Origin of the sequence: Variovorax paradoxus (assembly GCF_024734665.1) — a bacterium.
Taxonomy (GTDB): Bacteria; Pseudomonadota; Gammaproteobacteria; order Burkholderiales; family Burkholderiaceae_C; genus Variovorax.
In genome coordinates, this window is record NZ_CP102931.1 from 7129956 (window position 1) to 7145511 (window position 15556).

The following is a 15556-nucleotide window of genomic DNA, read 5'->3' on the forward strand; positions in this document are numbered from 1 at the left end:
CCTAGCGCCAGGCGGGTTGGTTGGCGAGGCGCGACAGGGGGAAGCGGTCGACCTCGTGCAGCAGCTCGACGAAGCGGCGGCCCACGTGGTCGAGCACCGCCGCGCCCTTTTCGGCGGTGGCGCGCGTGGCGTCGCCGGCGGCGCCCGCGGGGTTGATGTCGTGCATCTGCCAGCCGAGCTTGCCGCTGGGTGTGATCGAGAGGAACTTGTTCTCGGCGGCCAGCTGCTCCGTCATGGAGCTGAAGTTCTGGAACTGGTCCTTGCGCACGTAGTCGGGCGTGAGGTGCAGCATGACCGAGCTCTCGAGGTCGCCGGCGTGGATGCCGTGCCTGCCCTCGTGCGCAGTGAACAGGCCCTCGGGCAGGCCCAGCGTGTACCAGTTGGCAGCCACGACCATCATGTCGTGGGCTTCGCGCAGGTCGCGCGCCACGATGTCCATCACGCTCATCTGGCCGCCGTGGCTGTTGTAGAGCACCAGCTTGCGCACGCCGGCTTTGGCAACACAGGCGCCGATGTCGGTCCACAGCGAGATCAGCGTGTTCGCCGACACGGTGAGCGTGCCCGGGTAGCGCGAGTGCTCGTTGCTCTTGCCATAGGGCACTGTGGGCAGGAACAGCACTGGCAGGTCGTCAGGCAGGTGCGGCAGCGTGGCGCGCACCATGCCGTCAATGGTGGCGGTGTCGGTCGACATCGGCAGATGGGGGCCGTGCTGCTCGGTCGCGCCCACGGGCAGCACGGCGATCAGCCGTTCACGGTCGAGGCGGGAGAACTCTTCGCTGGTCAGGTCAGACCAGAAACGGCTGCGCAGTGGGGGCGGATTCATCGTGGTGTACCTCGTGGCGACGGACGGGATGATGGTCTAAATTATCCATGTGGTCAAAAAAGATTGGCTATCCGTAGATACCCGTTGACCTTTCATGACAATTCTCATGCAAGCCGCATGCCATCAAATTTGCTCGAATGGTCAAAAATTGACCCCGAGCGTCCGCCGCCCGGGGTTCACCAGCGCAGGCGCAGCCCCAATTGCCCTTGCACGCCGGTCTGCTCGGTGATGCCGATGGCGCTGGTGTACGCCAGGCCGCCGTAGACCGCCAGCGTCTTGTTCACCTGGCCGACAACGCCGCCGCCGACTTCGAGCGCACTCGAGTTGCGGCGGTTCACGACCTGGTCGGTGGGCCCGAAGTAGAGCGCGTTGCTGCCGCTGAAGGTGTGCCACAGGTTGACCTTCAGGTAGGGCTTCCAGACACTGCCGCCCGCGTCGAAGCGGCCTTCGAGCCGCGCGCCCAGCCGGCCGGTGACGGCGTTGTCGCGCTGGAAGCGCACGGTGGAAAGGCCGTCATCGAAATCGTCGATCGAGCTGCGCTGCCAGATCAGCTGCGCCTGTGGCTGCAGCGTCACGGTGTCGCTCAGGGCAAACGGATAGCCCGCTTCCAGCGATGCGGTGATCGTCTTGCCGTGCGGCCTGCCGCCGCGGCCGAGCGTGGAAATCGCGTCGGTCTTGAAGCGGGTGGCCATGAGCACGGCGTCGCTGTACCAGCCGCTGCTCGCGATGCGGGTCCAGTACGCGCCAAGGCTGTAGCCCTCCACGCTCAGGCGGCCGGCCGCCTCGTTGGTGGCGCCGTCGGCGACGCCGCTCGCGCTGCCGCTGGCACGCGTGTAGCCGCCCAGCACGCCGACGCGGTGGCGTCCGCCGGCGGCGTCGGTGCCCACCAGGAAGTCATGGCCCAGCTGCAGGCCGTGGACGTTGCCGTCGAACTGCGGATTCGCATCGCCGCGCAGGCGCTGCCGTGTGCTCTCGCCGAACACGCGACCCCATGAGGCCTGCCGGCCTTCATCGTCTGAGAGCAGCTGTTGGTCGCCTTGCCGGTCGTGGAAGCTGCCCAGTTGCGCGAGCCCGAGGCGACGCACCGCGATCGGCAGGGCGCTGTAGAGCGGGACCTCGGGCCGGTAGAGCTTGACCGGTTCCACTGACATGGCGGCCGGGGGCGCGCCGGGCACCGGCGGTGTTTCGTTGATGACCGCGAGCGCCTCTGTCAGCGAGCCCACCACGGTGCCGCCGACGAGATAGCCGCTGTTGCGCAGGTACCAGTTGTCGGGGTTGTTGCCGGCCGCGCCGCCGCGGAACAGCCGGTAGTTGTAAGCGCCGGCCTCGACCGCCTGGGTCAGCGAGAAGGCCGTGCCGGTCGTGGTGGCGCCGTTGAGCGCCTGCACCACCAGGATGCCGTCGGCCAGCGTGGGCGCGCCCAGGCCGCCGCGGTTGACGACGCGGATGCCGGTGCTGCCCGATGCCGCGCCGCCGTCGATCACCAGCTTGTCCGAGGGCGAGTTGTCGCCCGCCAGCACGGTGTTGACCTGCATCCGCGCGCCGCTGCCGCCGAAGTAGTTGCCGCGCACGGTGAAGGCGCCGAAGTTCACGCCGTCGTTGGGCCCGGGCAGCAGCGTGCCCTGGTTGGTCACGTTGCCCGCGAAGGTGCCGGTGCCGGCGACTGTGGTGCCGGGGAGCACGGTGATGACGGGGCTCGTCAGCGACGCGGGGAGGTTGAAGCGGCCGGACTCGACGCGAATCGAGTCGGAGAAATTCGCGTCGGTCAGCCACGACCATTCGGTGCCGCGCATCGTCAGGTTCTGGAAATTGCGGAACGCGTTGTCCACCGTGCCGCTGCCTTCGAGGAAGGTGCTGGCAGTTTTTCCGACGCCGCCGTCGGCGCCGCCCCGGATGACCGAGCCGGTCTGCAATATCAGCGTGCCGTTGCCCAGCGCGCCCATGTAGATCGCGTCGGTGTTGGCGGCGCCGCCGTGTCCTTCGATGGTGCCGGCGTTGACCAGCACGTCGTTGCCGTTCTGGCCGCGATAGCCGTAGCCATTGGCGCTCGACAGCGTGGCGCCGGCCCGGTTTTCCACACGCGAGAAGAAGCTGGAGCCGAGCGTGTTCGCGTGTACCGCGTCGGCGCCGCCCGAGGGCGAGTTGGTGCCGGTGGTGGTGATGGTGCCGGTGTTCACCAGCAGGTTGGCGACGAGGTTGCCGCCCTGCAGATAGACGCCCTTGGCCGACGTGCCGCTGACCGAGATGGTGCCGTTGTTGAACACCGTGTTACCCGGGCCCAGCAGGGAGATGCCGTGCGAGCTGCCGCCCGTGGTGACGATGCTGCCGTTGTTGGTGATGAGCGTGCGCGTGCTGCTGTTCGACGTCACCAGGATGCCGGAGGTGACGCTGCTCGTCGTGCGGATGGCGCCGTTGTTGGTCAGGGTGTTGTCGTTGCCCGTGGCGACCATCGCCGCGCGGGCCGAACCCAAACCGCCAGAGACGGTGATGGTGCCGTTGTTCGTGATGGTGCTGGCATCGCGCACCAGCAGGACCTGCGTGGCGTTGGTGCTGAGCGTGGCGCCGTTGTTCACGGTGATGCTGACGCCGGTGCTGCCCGGCGTGGCGATCACGCTGGCCGAGCCGGTCGTCGCGCCGTCGCAGACCACGGAGGTGTTCGAGCCCGGCGTGGCGGTTGGCGCGCAGGCGGCATAGGCGCCATCGGCGGCCAGTGTGGCGAGTGTTGCCGCAAGGCAGCGAACAAGAGGGGAAGGGGAAGGAAGGTGACGCGGAATCCGGTGCGATCGCGCGATGCTCATGCTTGCTCCTTTGTTCTTGGTTGTCTCTCGTGCGTGCCCCAAGGCTGGGCGGTCGCTTCGCCATTTGCCGGGACATTTGGCACGATTAACAATCAGGAAACAATCGAGCGAATGTTTTCGTGTTGCTGTAGCGAGACGGCGCGGGCGCCGGTGCCTTTCAGGCCGCCACGGTCTGCGTCTTACGGCGCGGCCACGGAATGAGCAGGCATGCGCCGAGCAGCGTGACAACGCCCACCAGGCCGCAAAACAGGGTCACCGAAAAGCGCGGGACGACGGTGCCCAGCGCGAACGAGACCGAGAAGATGCCCAGGTTGAGCAGGCTCGCGTGGTATGAGTTGATGGTGCCCCGGCAGCGCTCGGACAGCGCGCTCAGCCTGGCATGGTGCAAGGGCCCGGCGCAGCCGTAGCCGAAGGCCCATGGCAGGCCCAGCAGCGCCAGCTGGGCCATCGACCCGACCGGCAGCATGAAGCCGAGCAGGCCCACGGCTGCGACGAGCGCGGCGCCCGGCAATGCCGCTTCGCCCGCCATGCGCTGCAGCTTGCCGCTCGCGAGATTGCCGGCGATCACGGCCAGCCCGTAGAAGCCCGCCAGCAGGCCGGTGTCGGTGGGAGACAGCGAGAGCTTCCGCGACGCGACTTCCGCCACGACCGCCCCGAACCCCGCGACCCAGCCGAGCCAGAGGTAGCTGGCCGACAGCCGGCGGCGGGCACCGGGCGTCTTCAATGCTTCGCGGTGCGTGGCCATGAAGTCCATGTGCGCCGCATGCGAGCCGGCGCCGGGCACGCGGTCGGCGAAGGCGCGCGAAACCGCCAGCGCGGCCAGCACGGCGAGGGCGGCCAGCGCGTAGTAGGCCGATCGCCATCCCCACGTATCCGCCAGCCGCCCCGCCAGCACGGGTGTGACGACGAACGCCAGCATCAGGCCGATGAAGACGTGGCCCAGGCGCCTGCCCACCTGCTCGGGCGGCGACTCGTCGGCCACCAGGGCCAGCGCATTGGGCTGCACGACGGCCGCGCACACGCCGGCCAATGCCGACAGGACGATGGCGGCCAGAAGATGGGGTGCACTGGGAATGAGCGCGCTGAGCAGCGCGAACCCGAGCAGCCCCGCCAGCAGCGGCCGCTTGCGCCCCCAACGGTCCGACAGCGGGCCAGCCAGCAAGGCCACCGCGCCATAGCTGAGCCCGTAGGCGGCGGGCAGGTAGGCGATGGCACTGGAGCGAACGCCGAAGTCGGCGCTCATGGCGCCCATCATCGGGCCGGCGAGCACCTCCGCCGAACCGATGAGGAAGAGGCAGCCGAAGAGCGTTGCGATCTGCGAGGTCTCCATGCTCATCGCCGCACTACATAGCGCGTGACCACAGGCGGCGATTCACCGAGGTGAAAGGCCAGCCGCCGCTCGCGCAGCGCCATGTCGCTGGCCGTCGCGCGGTTGAAGCGGCGCAGGTGGTCGGTCCACGACTCGTCGACGATCTGCTCCACGTAGCGCTCCGGCTGCGCGATGTCGTGCAGCAGCTCCCAGCCGATGGCGCCCTGGCTCAGGCGCGCGCGGCGGGTCTGCTGCATCACGAGGTGGAAGGCGGCGGCGCGGGCTGGGTCGATCATGAACTCGACGGTGATGACCACGCGGCCGTTTTCCTGCGGTGCCTCGGTCGGCGGGCCGGCGGCCCAGCCGGCCTGCGCGGGGCTCGTGTCGTCTTCGCCGCTCACGTCGGTCACCCAGCGCAGGGCCATGAGCATCAGCAGCGTGCCGCTGATGGCGGCGACGGAAAGACTGGCGACCAGCGAGGTGACCGTGGCCACCTGCCCCCAGATCGCCGCGCCGATCGCGCTCGCGCCCATGATCGCCATCTGGTACATCGACATGCCGCGCGCGCGCACCCAGTCGGGCAGCGCGAGCTGGGCCGACACCGACAGCGAATTGGCCACCGTGATCCACGCCATGCCGCCGAAGAACATCGCCGGCACCGCAACCCATGCGTTGGGCGCGAAGGCCATGACGGCCGTGGCGCCCGACTGCAGCAGCGTGCCGCGCAGCACCAGCTGGTCGCGCCCCAGCGCCTGGCGCAGCCGCGGCAAAAACAGCACCGCGATGATCGCGCCCGCGCCCATGGCGGCCAGCAGCAGCGTGAAGGTGCCTGCGCCGCCGCCCTGGAGGTTGCGCGCCAGCAGCGGCAACAGCGCCAGCAGGGCCGTGGAGTGAAAGAAGAAGATCGAGATGCGCGTGAGCACCGCCCGCATGCGCTGCGACTGCCGCACGAACTGCACGCCCACGCGCATCGCGCTGACGAGCTTCTCGCGGCCCAGCGGGTTGGGCGTGTGCTCGCGCCGCCAGCGCAGCACCACGAAGCCCGAGGCCACCGACAGCACCGCGTTCAGCGCAAAGACCCAGATGCTGCCCGCGCTCGCGATCAGCATGCCGGCGGTGAGCGGGCCGACGATGCGCGAGGCGTTCATCGCGATGCCGTTCAGGCCGAGCGCGGCCGGCAGCTGCGGTCGCGGCACCAGCTCGGGCACGATGGCCGCGAACACCGGCCAGCGCAGCGCCAGGCCGATGCCGTTGGCAAACGTGAGCGCCAGCAGCAGCGGCGCGGTCATGAGGTCGAGCGCCAGCGCGGCGCACAGCACGATGGCGGTGCCGGCCAGCCAGAACTGCGTGGCCACCAGCCAGCGCCTGCGGTCGAGGATGTCGGCCAGCGCGCCGCTGGGCAGGCCCAGCAGGAACACCGGCAGCGTGGAGGCCGACTGCACCAGCGCCACCCAGATGGGCGAGGTGGTCAGTGAGGTCATCATCCACGCGGCTGCCACGTCGTTCATCCACATGCAGATGTTGGCGACGAGCCAAGTGCTCCACAGCATGCGGAACACGGGGAGCTTGAGGGGCTCGAGGGCCGCGAGCTTCGTTGGCTGCGGCCGCGCGGGCGGGATCGGTGTCTCTTCGGGGGATATGGGCGGCATGTGCCGCTATTGTGGCGCGGCCTCTTCTCTCAACCCCTGTCGCTGCGTGCCAGGCGGTGTTCGAGGCGGCGCAGCATCGTCGTGAGCACCAGTGTCATGACCCAGTAGATGACCGAGATCGCAAGGTACGGCTCCCAGTAGCGCGCATACGCGCCGGCCACGGTGCGCGCGGCGTAGGCCAGCTCGGCCAGGCCGATTGCGGAGACCAGGGACGTGTCTTTCAGCAGCGCGATGGCGTTGTTGCCCAGCGGCGGCAGCATGCGGCGGAAGGCCTGCGGCAGCACCACATAGCGCATCACCTGCGCGGGCGAAAAGCCGATCGAGCGGCCGGCATCGAACTGTCCGCGAGAGATCGACTGGATGCCCGCGCGGAACACTTCGGAGATGTAGGCCGCCGAGTTGAGCGTGAGCGCCACCACGCCCGAGATGAGCGCGCCGTGCTCCTGCTTGAGCGTGCGCGCGAGTTCGCCGTCGATCAGGATGCCCGAGGTCGGGTGGATGAACACCGGCATCACCGCGAAGTGGATCAGCAGGATCTGCACGAACAGCGGCGTGCCGCGAAAGAAGCTCACGTACACCGTGGCCGGCCAGCGCAGGAAGAAGCGCGCGACCCAGGTCCACGGCGCGTGGCGCGGATGCGCCAGGCGCGCGAGCGCAAGGCACAGCCCCCAGCTGGAACCCAGCAGCACGCAGACCACCGTCATGCGCAGCGTCATCCAGGCGCCCTGCCAGAACAGGTCCTTGTATTCCACGAGGATGTCCCAGCGGAACCATCCGAAAAGCAGCACTGGTTGTTCCATGCTTGCGTCCTCAACTCTCAGTCAACGAAAAACGAAACGGCCGCGTGAGGGCGGCCGTGTTCAGGGAAATGCCGTGCGGCTCAGCGCACGTTCGGGTCCTTGTTGAACCACTTCTTGTAGATCGTCACGTAGCTGCCGTCGGCGCGGATGGCCGCGAGGCCGGCCGTGAGCTTGTCGAGCAGGGGCTTGTCGCCCTTCTTCACGACGATGCCGAAGCCCTCTTCGGGGAAGGACTTGTCGTCCAGCGTCTTCAGCTCGGGGTTCTGCGCCACGCGATAGGCAATGACGCCGTTGTCACCCATGGCGGCATCGACGCCGCCGCCGGCCAGCTCGGAAATGATGAGCGGCGTGCTCTCGAAGCGGCGGATGTCGGGGTTGGTCTTGCCGAATTCGCGCGAGGCGATGTCGTCGGCGGTGGAGGCGCTGACCACGGCGATCTTCTTGCCGGCCAGGTCCTTCAGCGAGGCGACCTTGCTGTTCTTCGGCAGCGCGATCAGCTGGCGGGCCGCGAAGTAGGGAGGCGTGAAGTCGTAGCTCTGCTTGCGCTTCTCGTTGATGGTGACGCCCGAGATCACGAGGTCGACGTCGCCGTTGTTCAGCGCGCCGAAGATGCCGGTGAAGGGCGTGTTGACGATCTTGATCTTCAGGCCCTGCTGCTTGGCGATGGCGTTGATGATGTCGATGTCGAAGCCGACGATCTGCTTGTCCTTGTTCTCGAAGGCGAAGGGCGCGTAGGTGGCGCTGGAGGCCACTGTCAGTTCGCGGTTCTGGGCCTGGGCGCCGAAGGCGAGGGTGGCGGCAGCGACGAGGCCGAGCGAGACGCCGAGCGAAAAGGCGCGCCGGATGCGGTTCATGGAGTCTCCCGGGGAGTGGATTGTGGCTTTGGAGGCCGGGGATTTTATGCCTGCAAGAGTGGTGCCCGTCCAAGGCCGCCCGCGGCCCGGGACGTTGCTGCAGCGCATCAAAAATGGATGTTCCTTGTGCATTTGTTCTCGCCGGCTCCCGTCAATTCATCCGGATGGAATCATTTAGTTCTCATATGTAGCAATATCTGACCACTTGAAACACGCGCCGGAAGCAGTTATGTCACTCGTCCTGGGGGTCATGGGAATCCCGAAAGTGGAGGTCGAACTCCTGAGGATCATCGTTCGCCTTAGCTCCAGTCTGCGCACCCCGTGGACTGTGAGCGAGTCGGGCAATTGCGACGTGCTGCTGGTAGACAGCACCACGCCCGCCGACGCCTGGCACGCACCTTCCGCTCCCTTTGTCGTCGTGCCCGTGGTGCAGCGCGGCGAAGCGCATGCCTCCCGCCGGGCGCTGGCGCGGCCGATCTTCGCGGAGGAACTGGTCGACCTGCTCAATGAGGTGACGCCGGGCGTTCACGACAGCAAGACGGCGGCCGCGGCCGTCTTGCGCTCGGCGCGCGACCGCGCCTCGCTGATCCGCTGGCCCGCACAGGTCACGATGCAGCGCAACCCCGTGTATCTGCGGCTGGCCGCCGCGCTCTCCAGGAGCGCGCAGTCCGCCGAAAGCCTGAGCGCGCTCAGCCGCGTGGACGTCGACGAATGCTCGACCTTCATGGGCCTGCTCGAGCAGGAGGGCGTTCTGGCCTGGTCGCCCGATGCCGTTGCCCGCGATGCCTTGGCCGCCGAAGGCGCGCGCGAGCGAACCGGCCTGCTCTCGCGCATTCGCCGGCGCCTCGGGCTGGCCTGAGCGCCGCGTGGCTCTTTCTTTCATCATCCATTCGTTCGCGCGTCCAAGGGAAATCGCTTGAGGGAATACAAACTCGTCTTCACGGGCCCGATGGGCGTTGGCAAGACCACCGCCATCGCCGCCATCAGCGAGCGGGCGCCCATCTCCACCGACGTCGCGAACGCCGACACCTTGGTGGTCAAGGCCACCACCACGGTCGGCTTGGACTTCGGCGAACTGACGCTGGACAACGGAGACCGGCTGCGCCTGTACGGCACGCCGGGGCAGAGCCGCTTCGACTTCATGTGGAAGATTCTGATCCGCGACGCGCTGGGCCTAGCCATCCTGCTGGACAACTCGCGCCCAGCGCCGCTGGAAGACCTGGACACCTACCTCGACGGTTTTGCCGGCGCGCTGCAGGACATGCCCTGCGCGCTGGGCATCAGCCGCAGCGAGTCTCACCCGTCGCCGTCGCTGGACGACTACGCACGCGCACTCCATGCCCGCGGGCTGGTGCTGCCGGTGCTCGCCGTCGACCTACGAAAGGGCAGCGACGTCATTTTCCTGATCGAGACGCTCCTGATGCAGATCGAAGTCACCGACACCGGAGCAACCCTGTGAACATCAGCCGTCTTCTCAAGCTCAAGGCCGCGTCCGAGGCGCAGCGCATCCTGGAGGACATCGCGGGCGTGACCACGGTAGTCATCGCCACGCCCGACGGCTTCGAGGTCGCCAGCGCCAGCCTGCGCAACGTTGATCCGTCGCGCATCGCGGCCATGGCCAGCTCCATTTCCGCGATGGGCGCCGTCGTGTCGCAGGAAGCGCGGCTGGGCCGCTGCAAATGCACGACCGTGGCCACCGACGACGGCTTCGCCCTGTTCAGCCCGGTGCGCAACGGCGAGACCGAGCTGGTGGTGAACGTGATCGCCGGCGCCAACGCGGTGCTCGCGCAGGTCATGTACCGCACAGCCGCCTGCGTGAAGCTGCTCGAGGCGCACCAGTCCGAAGAGGCGCAGCAGGCGTCCTAGCGCCGCCCCCGACCACCCACCGAATCAGCGAGCGGGGACGAGTTTGCATGCGGCGTCCCCGCTCTTTTCATACGCATGACCGATAGGAAACACCCGAGATGGCAACGATCCAGCAAAGCATTGACAACCTCCTGACCGCCGACGGCGCCATGTGCGCCGCCGTGGTCGATTCTTCCAGCGGCATGATGCTGGGCGCGGGCGGCACAGGCGTGGACCTGGAAGTGGCCGCCGCCGGCAACACTGAGGTGGTGCGCGCCAAGCTCAAGACGATGCGCTCGCTGGGCCTGAACGACGTGATCGAGGACATCCTGATCACCCTGGGCAAGCAATACCACCTTCTGCGCCCGCTGGCGCAGAAGGAAGGCGTGTTCATCTACTACGTGCTCGACAAGGCCAAGTCGAACCTGGCGCTGGCGCGCCGCAAGCTGCAGGAAGTCGAGAAGGAAATCTCTTTCTGATCACTGCCTGAGATGGCACGGGGCGCCCCCCGTTTCCACCTTTCACCTTTTGCCAGGAAGCCGGTTCCGCGAGGAGCTGGCTTTTTTCGTTTCCGGCCGCTCGTCAGCGCGACAGGTGTCCCAGCGGCAGCGCACTGCTGGCCTTGACCTCGCCCAGCGAGAAACTGGTGTGCAGGTCTTTCACGTTCGGCAGGTTCATGAGGTGCTGGCGCGCGAAGGTCGAGAAGCTGTCGAGGTCCTGCGCCACCACCTGCAGCTCGAAGGTGCCGGTGCCGCTGATGTAGTGGCAGGCGATCACGTCGGGCAGCTTGCGGATCGCGTCTTCGAGCCTGCGGGTGGCTTCGTGGGTGACGCGCTCGGTGTCCACGCGCACGAATGCGAGCACGCCCAGCCCGATCTTGTGGCGGTCGATCTCGGCGTGGTAGCCCTTGATGAAGCCGGCCTCTTCCAGCGCGCGCACCCGGCGCCAGCAGGGCGCGGCCGAGAGGCCCACGCGCTGCGCAAGCTCGGCGTTCGTGAGGCGGCCGTCGGCCTGCAGTTCTTGCAGGATTGCGAGGTCGAACTTGTCAATGCTTTCCATGGATGGCAATCTTAAGCAAGATTCTTTCTGGAAGCGGGTTTTTCAGGGCAAAGAACGCAAACACCTGTCGCGGACCCCGGCATACACTTTGCACGATCATGGGCTCGTGCCCTACCCGGGCACAGACCCACAGTAATCAGCCAGGCTCACAAGGCCCTGCCATACGGAGACAAAGAACATGAATGCACCGCTACCTGCGCACATTCGCAAGGCCCTGGAGACCGTCACGCTCGACGACAAATACTCTCTGGACTACGGCCGTGCCTTCATGAGCGGCGTCCAGGCCCTCGTCAAGCTGCCCATGCTGCAGCGACTGCGGGACCAGCAGGCCGGCAAGAACACCGCCGGCTTCATCAGCGGCTACCGCGGCTCCCCGCTCGGCGGCTACGACCAGGCGCTGTGGAAGGCCAGCAAGTTCCTCAAGGAACAGAACATCGTCTTCCAGCCCGGCGTGAACGAAGAGCTGGCGGCCACCGCGCTGTGGGGCACCCAGCAGTTGGGCTTCTCCCCGCAGGGCACCAACAAGTTCGACGGCGTCTTCGGCATCTGGTACGGCAAGGGCCCGGGCGTGGACCGCTGCTCCGACGTGTTCAAGCACGCCAACATGGCCGGCACCACCGAGTTCGGCGGCGTGATCGCGGTGGCGGGCGACGACCACATCTCCAAGAGCAGCACGGCCGCGCACCAGAGCGACCACATCTTCAAGGCCTGCGGCACGCCGGTGTTCTTTCCGGCGAACGTGCAGGAAATTCTCGACCTGGGCATTCACGCCTTCGCGCTGAGCCGCTTCTCGGGCGTGTGGTCGGGCATGAAGACGATCCAGGAGATCGTCGAATCGAGCGCCACGGCCATGATCGACCCCGAGCGCGTCGAGATCGTCATTCCCACCGACTTCGAAATGCCGCCTGGCGGTCTGCACATCCGCTGGCCCGACCATGCGCTGGAGCAGGAAGCCCGGCTCATGCACTACAAGTGGTACGCCGCGCTGGCGTACATCCGCGCCAACCGGCTGAACCACAACGTCATTCAAGGCCCGAACGACCGCTTCGGCATCATGGCCAGCGGCAAGGCCTATAACGACACCCGCCAGGCGCTGATCGACCTGGGCCTGGACGACGCGGCCTGCCGCCAGCTCGGCATCCGCCTGCACAAGGTGGGTGTGGTGTGGCCGCTCGAAGCGCAGCTCACGCGCGAGTTCGCCACCGGCCTGCAAGAGATTCTGGTGGTCGAGGAGAAGCGCCAGGTCATCGAATACCAGCTCAAGGAAGAGCTCTACAACTGGCGCCCCGACGTGCGGCCCAACGTGGTCGGCAAGTTCGACGAGGGCGAGGTGCACGCGGCCGAGGGCTACTCCGGCGGCGAATGGTCGATGCCCAACCCGACCTCCCACACGCTGCTGCGCGCCAACGCCGACCTGAACCCGGCACTCATCGCCAAGGCCATTGCCACGCGACTCAGGAAGACCGGCCTGCTGGCCGCTGCCGGCGCCGACATGGCCGCGCGCATCGACGCGCAGCTCGCCATCCTCGAAGCCAAGGAGCGTTCGATGGTGGTGCAGCAGGCTTCCACCAGCGTGGTCGACGCCACGCGCCAGCCCTGGTTCTGCTCGGGCTGCCCGCACAACACCAGCACCGTGGTGCCCGAAGGCTCGCGCGCAATGGGCGGCATCGGCTGCCACTTCATGGCGACCTGGATGGACCGCTCCACCATCGGCTTCACGCAGATGGGCGGCGAGGGCGTGCCGTGGGTGGGCCAGCAGCCCTTCACGACCGACCAGCACATCTTCGCGAACCTGGGCGACGGCACGTACTTCCACAGCGGCCTGCTGGCTATTCGCCAGAGCATCGCGGCGGGCGTGAACATCACCTACAAGATCCTCTACAACGACGCGGTCGCCATGACGGGCGGCCAGCAGGTCGGCGAGCGGCCCGAAGGCCACTCGGTGCTGCAGATTGCCGAGAGCCTGCATGCGGAGGGCGCCAAGAAGGTCGTGATCGTCACCGACGAGCCCGAGAAGTACGAGGGCGTGAACATCCCCGGCGACCACGTGGCGGTGAAGCATCGCGACCTGCTCGACGACGTTCAGCGCGAGTTCCGCAAGATCCCCGGCACCACGGCCATCATCTACGACCAGACCTGCGCCACCGAGAAGCGCCGCCGCCGCAAGCGGGGCACGGCCGTCGATCCGGCCAAGCGCGTGGTCATCAATGAGCTGGTCTGCGAAGGCTGCGGCGACTGCAGCGTGCAGAGCAACTGCCTGAGCGTGGAGCCGCTGGAAACCGAATTCGGCCGCAAGCGCACCATCAACCAGAGCAGCTGCAACAAGGACATGAGCTGCCTGAAGGGCTTCTGCCCGAGCTTCGTGACGGTCGAAGGCGGCCAGCTCAAGAAGAAGAGCAAGAACAAGGCGGCCACGCCGGCCGAGTTCGGCCTGCTGCCCGAGCCCGCGATTCCGTCGCTGGTCGGCGGCAAGGTCTGGGGCGTGGTGGTGGCGGGCGTCGGCGGCACCGGCGTGATCACCATCGGCCAGCTGCTGGGCATGGCCGCGCACATCGAGGCCAAGGGCATCGTCACGCAGGACGCGGCCGGCCTTGCGCAAAAGGGCGGCGCCACCTGGAGCCACGTGCTCATCGGCGATACGCAGGACGACATTCGCACCACGCGCGTGGGCACCGCAGCGGCCGACCTGATCCTGGCCTGCGACCCGCTGGTCACGGTGAATGCCGAAACCATGGCGCGCATGCGCGAAGGGCGCACGCACGTGGCGCTCAACAGCCACAGCGCACCGACGGCCGCCTTCGTGCGCAACGCCAACTGGCAGAACCCCGAAGACGCCTGCGCAGCCGAGATCGCGCGCGCCGTGGGCATCGACGGCATGGGCACCTTCGACGCCGACGCCGCCGCGACCACGCTGATGGGCGACACCATCTACGTCAACCCGATGATCCTGGGCTACGCCTGGCAGAAGGGCTGGATCCCGCTGGAGCACGAGTCGCTGATGCGCGCCATCGAGCTGAACGCCGTGGCCGTCGAGAACAACAAGACGGCGTTCGAGTGGGGCCGCCAGGCGGCTGTGCGCCCGGAAGAACTGCAGAAGCGCGTGCGCCCGGGCCAGGTCATCGAGTTCAAGAAGCGCGAGTCGGTCGAGAGCCTCGTGGCGCGCCGCGTGGAGTTTCTGACCGGTTACCAGAACGCGGCCTATGCCGACGAATACCGGCAGTTCGTAGGCAAGGTGCAGCAGGCCGAATCGGCCACAGGCAAGAGCACGGCGCTGACCGAGGCGGTCGCGCGCTACCTGTTCAAGCTGATGGCATACAAGGACGAGTACGAAGTCGCCCGCCTGCACACCGACCGCACTTTCCTCGATCGCGTCGAGGGCATGTTCGAAGGTGACTACAAGCTCAACTACCACCTGGCTCCGCCGATCATCGCGAAGAAGAACTCCAAGGGGCAGCTGCAGAAGCAGAAGTTCGGCCCCTGGATGCTCACCGGCTTCAGGTTCCTCGCGAAGCTCAAGGGCCTGCGCGGCACGGCGCTCGACATCTTCGGCCGCACCGAAGAGCGCAAGACCGAGCGCGCACTGATCGGCGAATACCGCGCCAGCATCGAGGAGGTGATCGGCGCCCTGCGCGCCGACAACCACGCGCTGGCGCTGGAGATCGCCAGCCTGCCCGAGCAGGTCCGCGGCTACGGCCATGTGAAGGATCGCAACCTGGCGGCCGCCCGCACCCGCTGGAGCGAGTTGATGGCCAAGTGGCGCAATCCGCAGGCGCAGCGCGTGGCGGCCTGATTTTCAGGGCCGGTTGATCATGCAAAGGGCGCCCATGGGCGCCCTTTGCTATTGAAAACGTAGCAAAACACGATCAACCCGAATAGCAGGAAAGCCCTCCCCACCGCGCCGGATAAGCGCCCGGAGCGGTCATCCGCCCCGAATACAATGCCCGGTGCTGTGCGCGGCCAAGCCCCGCGAAGCTTTGATTTGCGGCCCGTTTCCCTTGTGGCCGCGAAGCCGCGAAGAGGCGGAATGACGGACCCCGGTCCGCGCTCCTCTCGTTTTCTCTTCCCTCTGCTGGAGACTCTCTTGTTCATTTCCTCTGCTTTCGCCCAGACCGCGCCCGCTGCAGCCGGCGGCGGTGACATGTTGTCTTCCCTCGGCAGCATGCTGCCCCTGGTGCTGATGTTCGTGGTGCTGTATTTCGTCATGATCCGGCCCCAGATGAAGCGCCAGAAGGAAGCCCGCGCCATGATCGAAGCCCTGGCCAAGGGCGACGAAGTCGCCACCGCCGGTGGCGTGCTCGGCAAGATCACCTCGCTGGGTGACCAGTACCTCGGCCTCGAGATCGCCAACGGCATCGAGATCAAGATCCAGCGCAGCGCCGTCGTGCAGGTCCTGCCCAAGGGCGCCGTCAAATAAAAGCG

13 protein-coding genes are annotated in these 15556 nt (G+C 67.2%); 6 read left to right on the forward strand and 7 right to left on the reverse strand.

Annotated features, from left to right (window positions below; translation table 11 throughout):
- Nucleotide 1: 1 nt before the first annotated feature.
- The 6 genes from NWF24_RS33380 to NWF24_RS33405 form a co-directional block, all read right to left on the reverse strand.
- The gene (locus NWF24_RS33380) at nucleotides 2-823 is read right to left on the reverse strand and encodes a creatininase family protein (RefSeq protein WP_093076220.1); all 822 of its coding nucleotides are present in this window, start codon (nucleotides 821-823) and stop codon (nucleotides 2-4) included.
- Between the two features lie 176 nt (nucleotides 824-999).
- The gene (locus tag NWF24_RS33385; RefSeq protein WP_258352249.1) at nucleotides 1000-3621 is read right to left on the reverse strand and encodes an autotransporter family protein; all 2622 of its coding nucleotides are present in this window, start codon (nucleotides 3619-3621) and stop codon (nucleotides 1000-1002) included.
- Between the two features lie 157 nt (nucleotides 3622-3778).
- Nucleotides 3779-4957: an MFS transporter gene (locus NWF24_RS33390; protein WP_258352250.1), complete on the reverse strand. Its 1179-nt coding sequence runs from the start codon at nucleotides 4955-4957 to the stop codon at nucleotides 3779-3781.
- Nucleotides 4954-6579 (reverse strand): MFS transporter, encoded by a 1626-nt coding sequence (locus tag NWF24_RS33395; RefSeq protein ID WP_258352251.1) that lies wholly within the window; start codon nucleotides 6577-6579, stop codon nucleotides 4954-4956. Before NWF24_RS33395 ends, NWF24_RS33390 begins: the two co-directional genes overlap by 4 nt.
- 29 nt (nucleotides 6580-6608) lie before the next feature.
- Entirely contained in the window at nucleotides 6609-7379 is a 771-nt protein-coding gene (locus NWF24_RS33400; RefSeq protein ID WP_093076217.1) for an amino acid ABC transporter permease, read from the reverse strand.
- 80 nt (nucleotides 7380-7459) lie between these two features.
- Entirely contained in the window at nucleotides 7460-8233 is a 774-nt protein-coding gene (locus NWF24_RS33405) for a basic amino acid ABC transporter substrate-binding protein (protein WP_258352252.1), read from the reverse strand.
- 229 nt (nucleotides 8234-8462) lie between these two features.
- On the opposite strand from NWF24_RS33405, the gene NWF24_RS33410 reads away from it, so the two are divergent.
- The 4 genes from NWF24_RS33410 to NWF24_RS33425 all read left to right on the forward strand — a co-directional run bounded on the left by NWF24_RS33410 (nucleotide 8463) and on the right by NWF24_RS33425 (nucleotide 10557).
- Nucleotides 8463-9092 (forward strand): hypothetical protein, encoded by a 630-nt coding sequence (locus tag NWF24_RS33410; protein WP_258352253.1) that lies wholly within the window; start codon nucleotides 8463-8465, stop codon nucleotides 9090-9092.
- 57 nt (nucleotides 9093-9149) lie between these two features.
- Entirely contained in the window at nucleotides 9150-9692 is a 543-nt protein-coding gene (locus NWF24_RS33415; protein ID WP_258352254.1) for a GTP-binding protein, read from the forward strand.
- On the forward strand, nucleotides 9689-10099 hold the full coding sequence (locus NWF24_RS33420; protein ID WP_258352255.1) for a roadblock/LC7 domain-containing protein: 411 nt from the start codon (nucleotides 9689-9691) through the stop codon (nucleotides 10097-10099). Before NWF24_RS33415 ends, NWF24_RS33420 begins: the two co-directional genes overlap by 4 nt.
- A gap of 98 nt (nucleotides 10100-10197) precedes the next feature.
- Entirely contained in the window at nucleotides 10198-10557 is a 360-nt protein-coding gene (locus tag NWF24_RS33425; protein ID WP_258352256.1) for a hypothetical protein, read from the forward strand.
- 103 nt (nucleotides 10558-10660) lie between these two features.
- Here NWF24_RS33425 and NWF24_RS33430 read toward each other — a convergent pair whose 3' ends face one another.
- Entirely contained in the window at nucleotides 10661-11137 is a 477-nt protein-coding gene (locus NWF24_RS33430) for an Lrp/AsnC family transcriptional regulator (protein ID WP_258352257.1), read from the reverse strand.
- A 178-nt stretch (nucleotides 11138-11315) separates the two neighbouring features.
- On the opposite strand from NWF24_RS33430, the gene NWF24_RS33435 reads away from it, so the two are divergent.
- A complete protein-coding gene (locus NWF24_RS33435) occupies nucleotides 11316-14927 on the forward strand; it encodes an indolepyruvate ferredoxin oxidoreductase family protein (RefSeq protein WP_258352258.1) in 3612 nt (1203 codons plus the stop codon).
- 291 nt (nucleotides 14928-15218) lie between these two features.
- Nucleotides 15219-15551: a preprotein translocase subunit YajC gene (gene yajC / locus NWF24_RS33440; protein ID WP_013544185.1), complete on the forward strand. Its 333-nt coding sequence runs from the start codon at nucleotides 15219-15221 to the stop codon at nucleotides 15549-15551.
- Nucleotides 15552-15556: the final 5 nt, after the last annotated feature.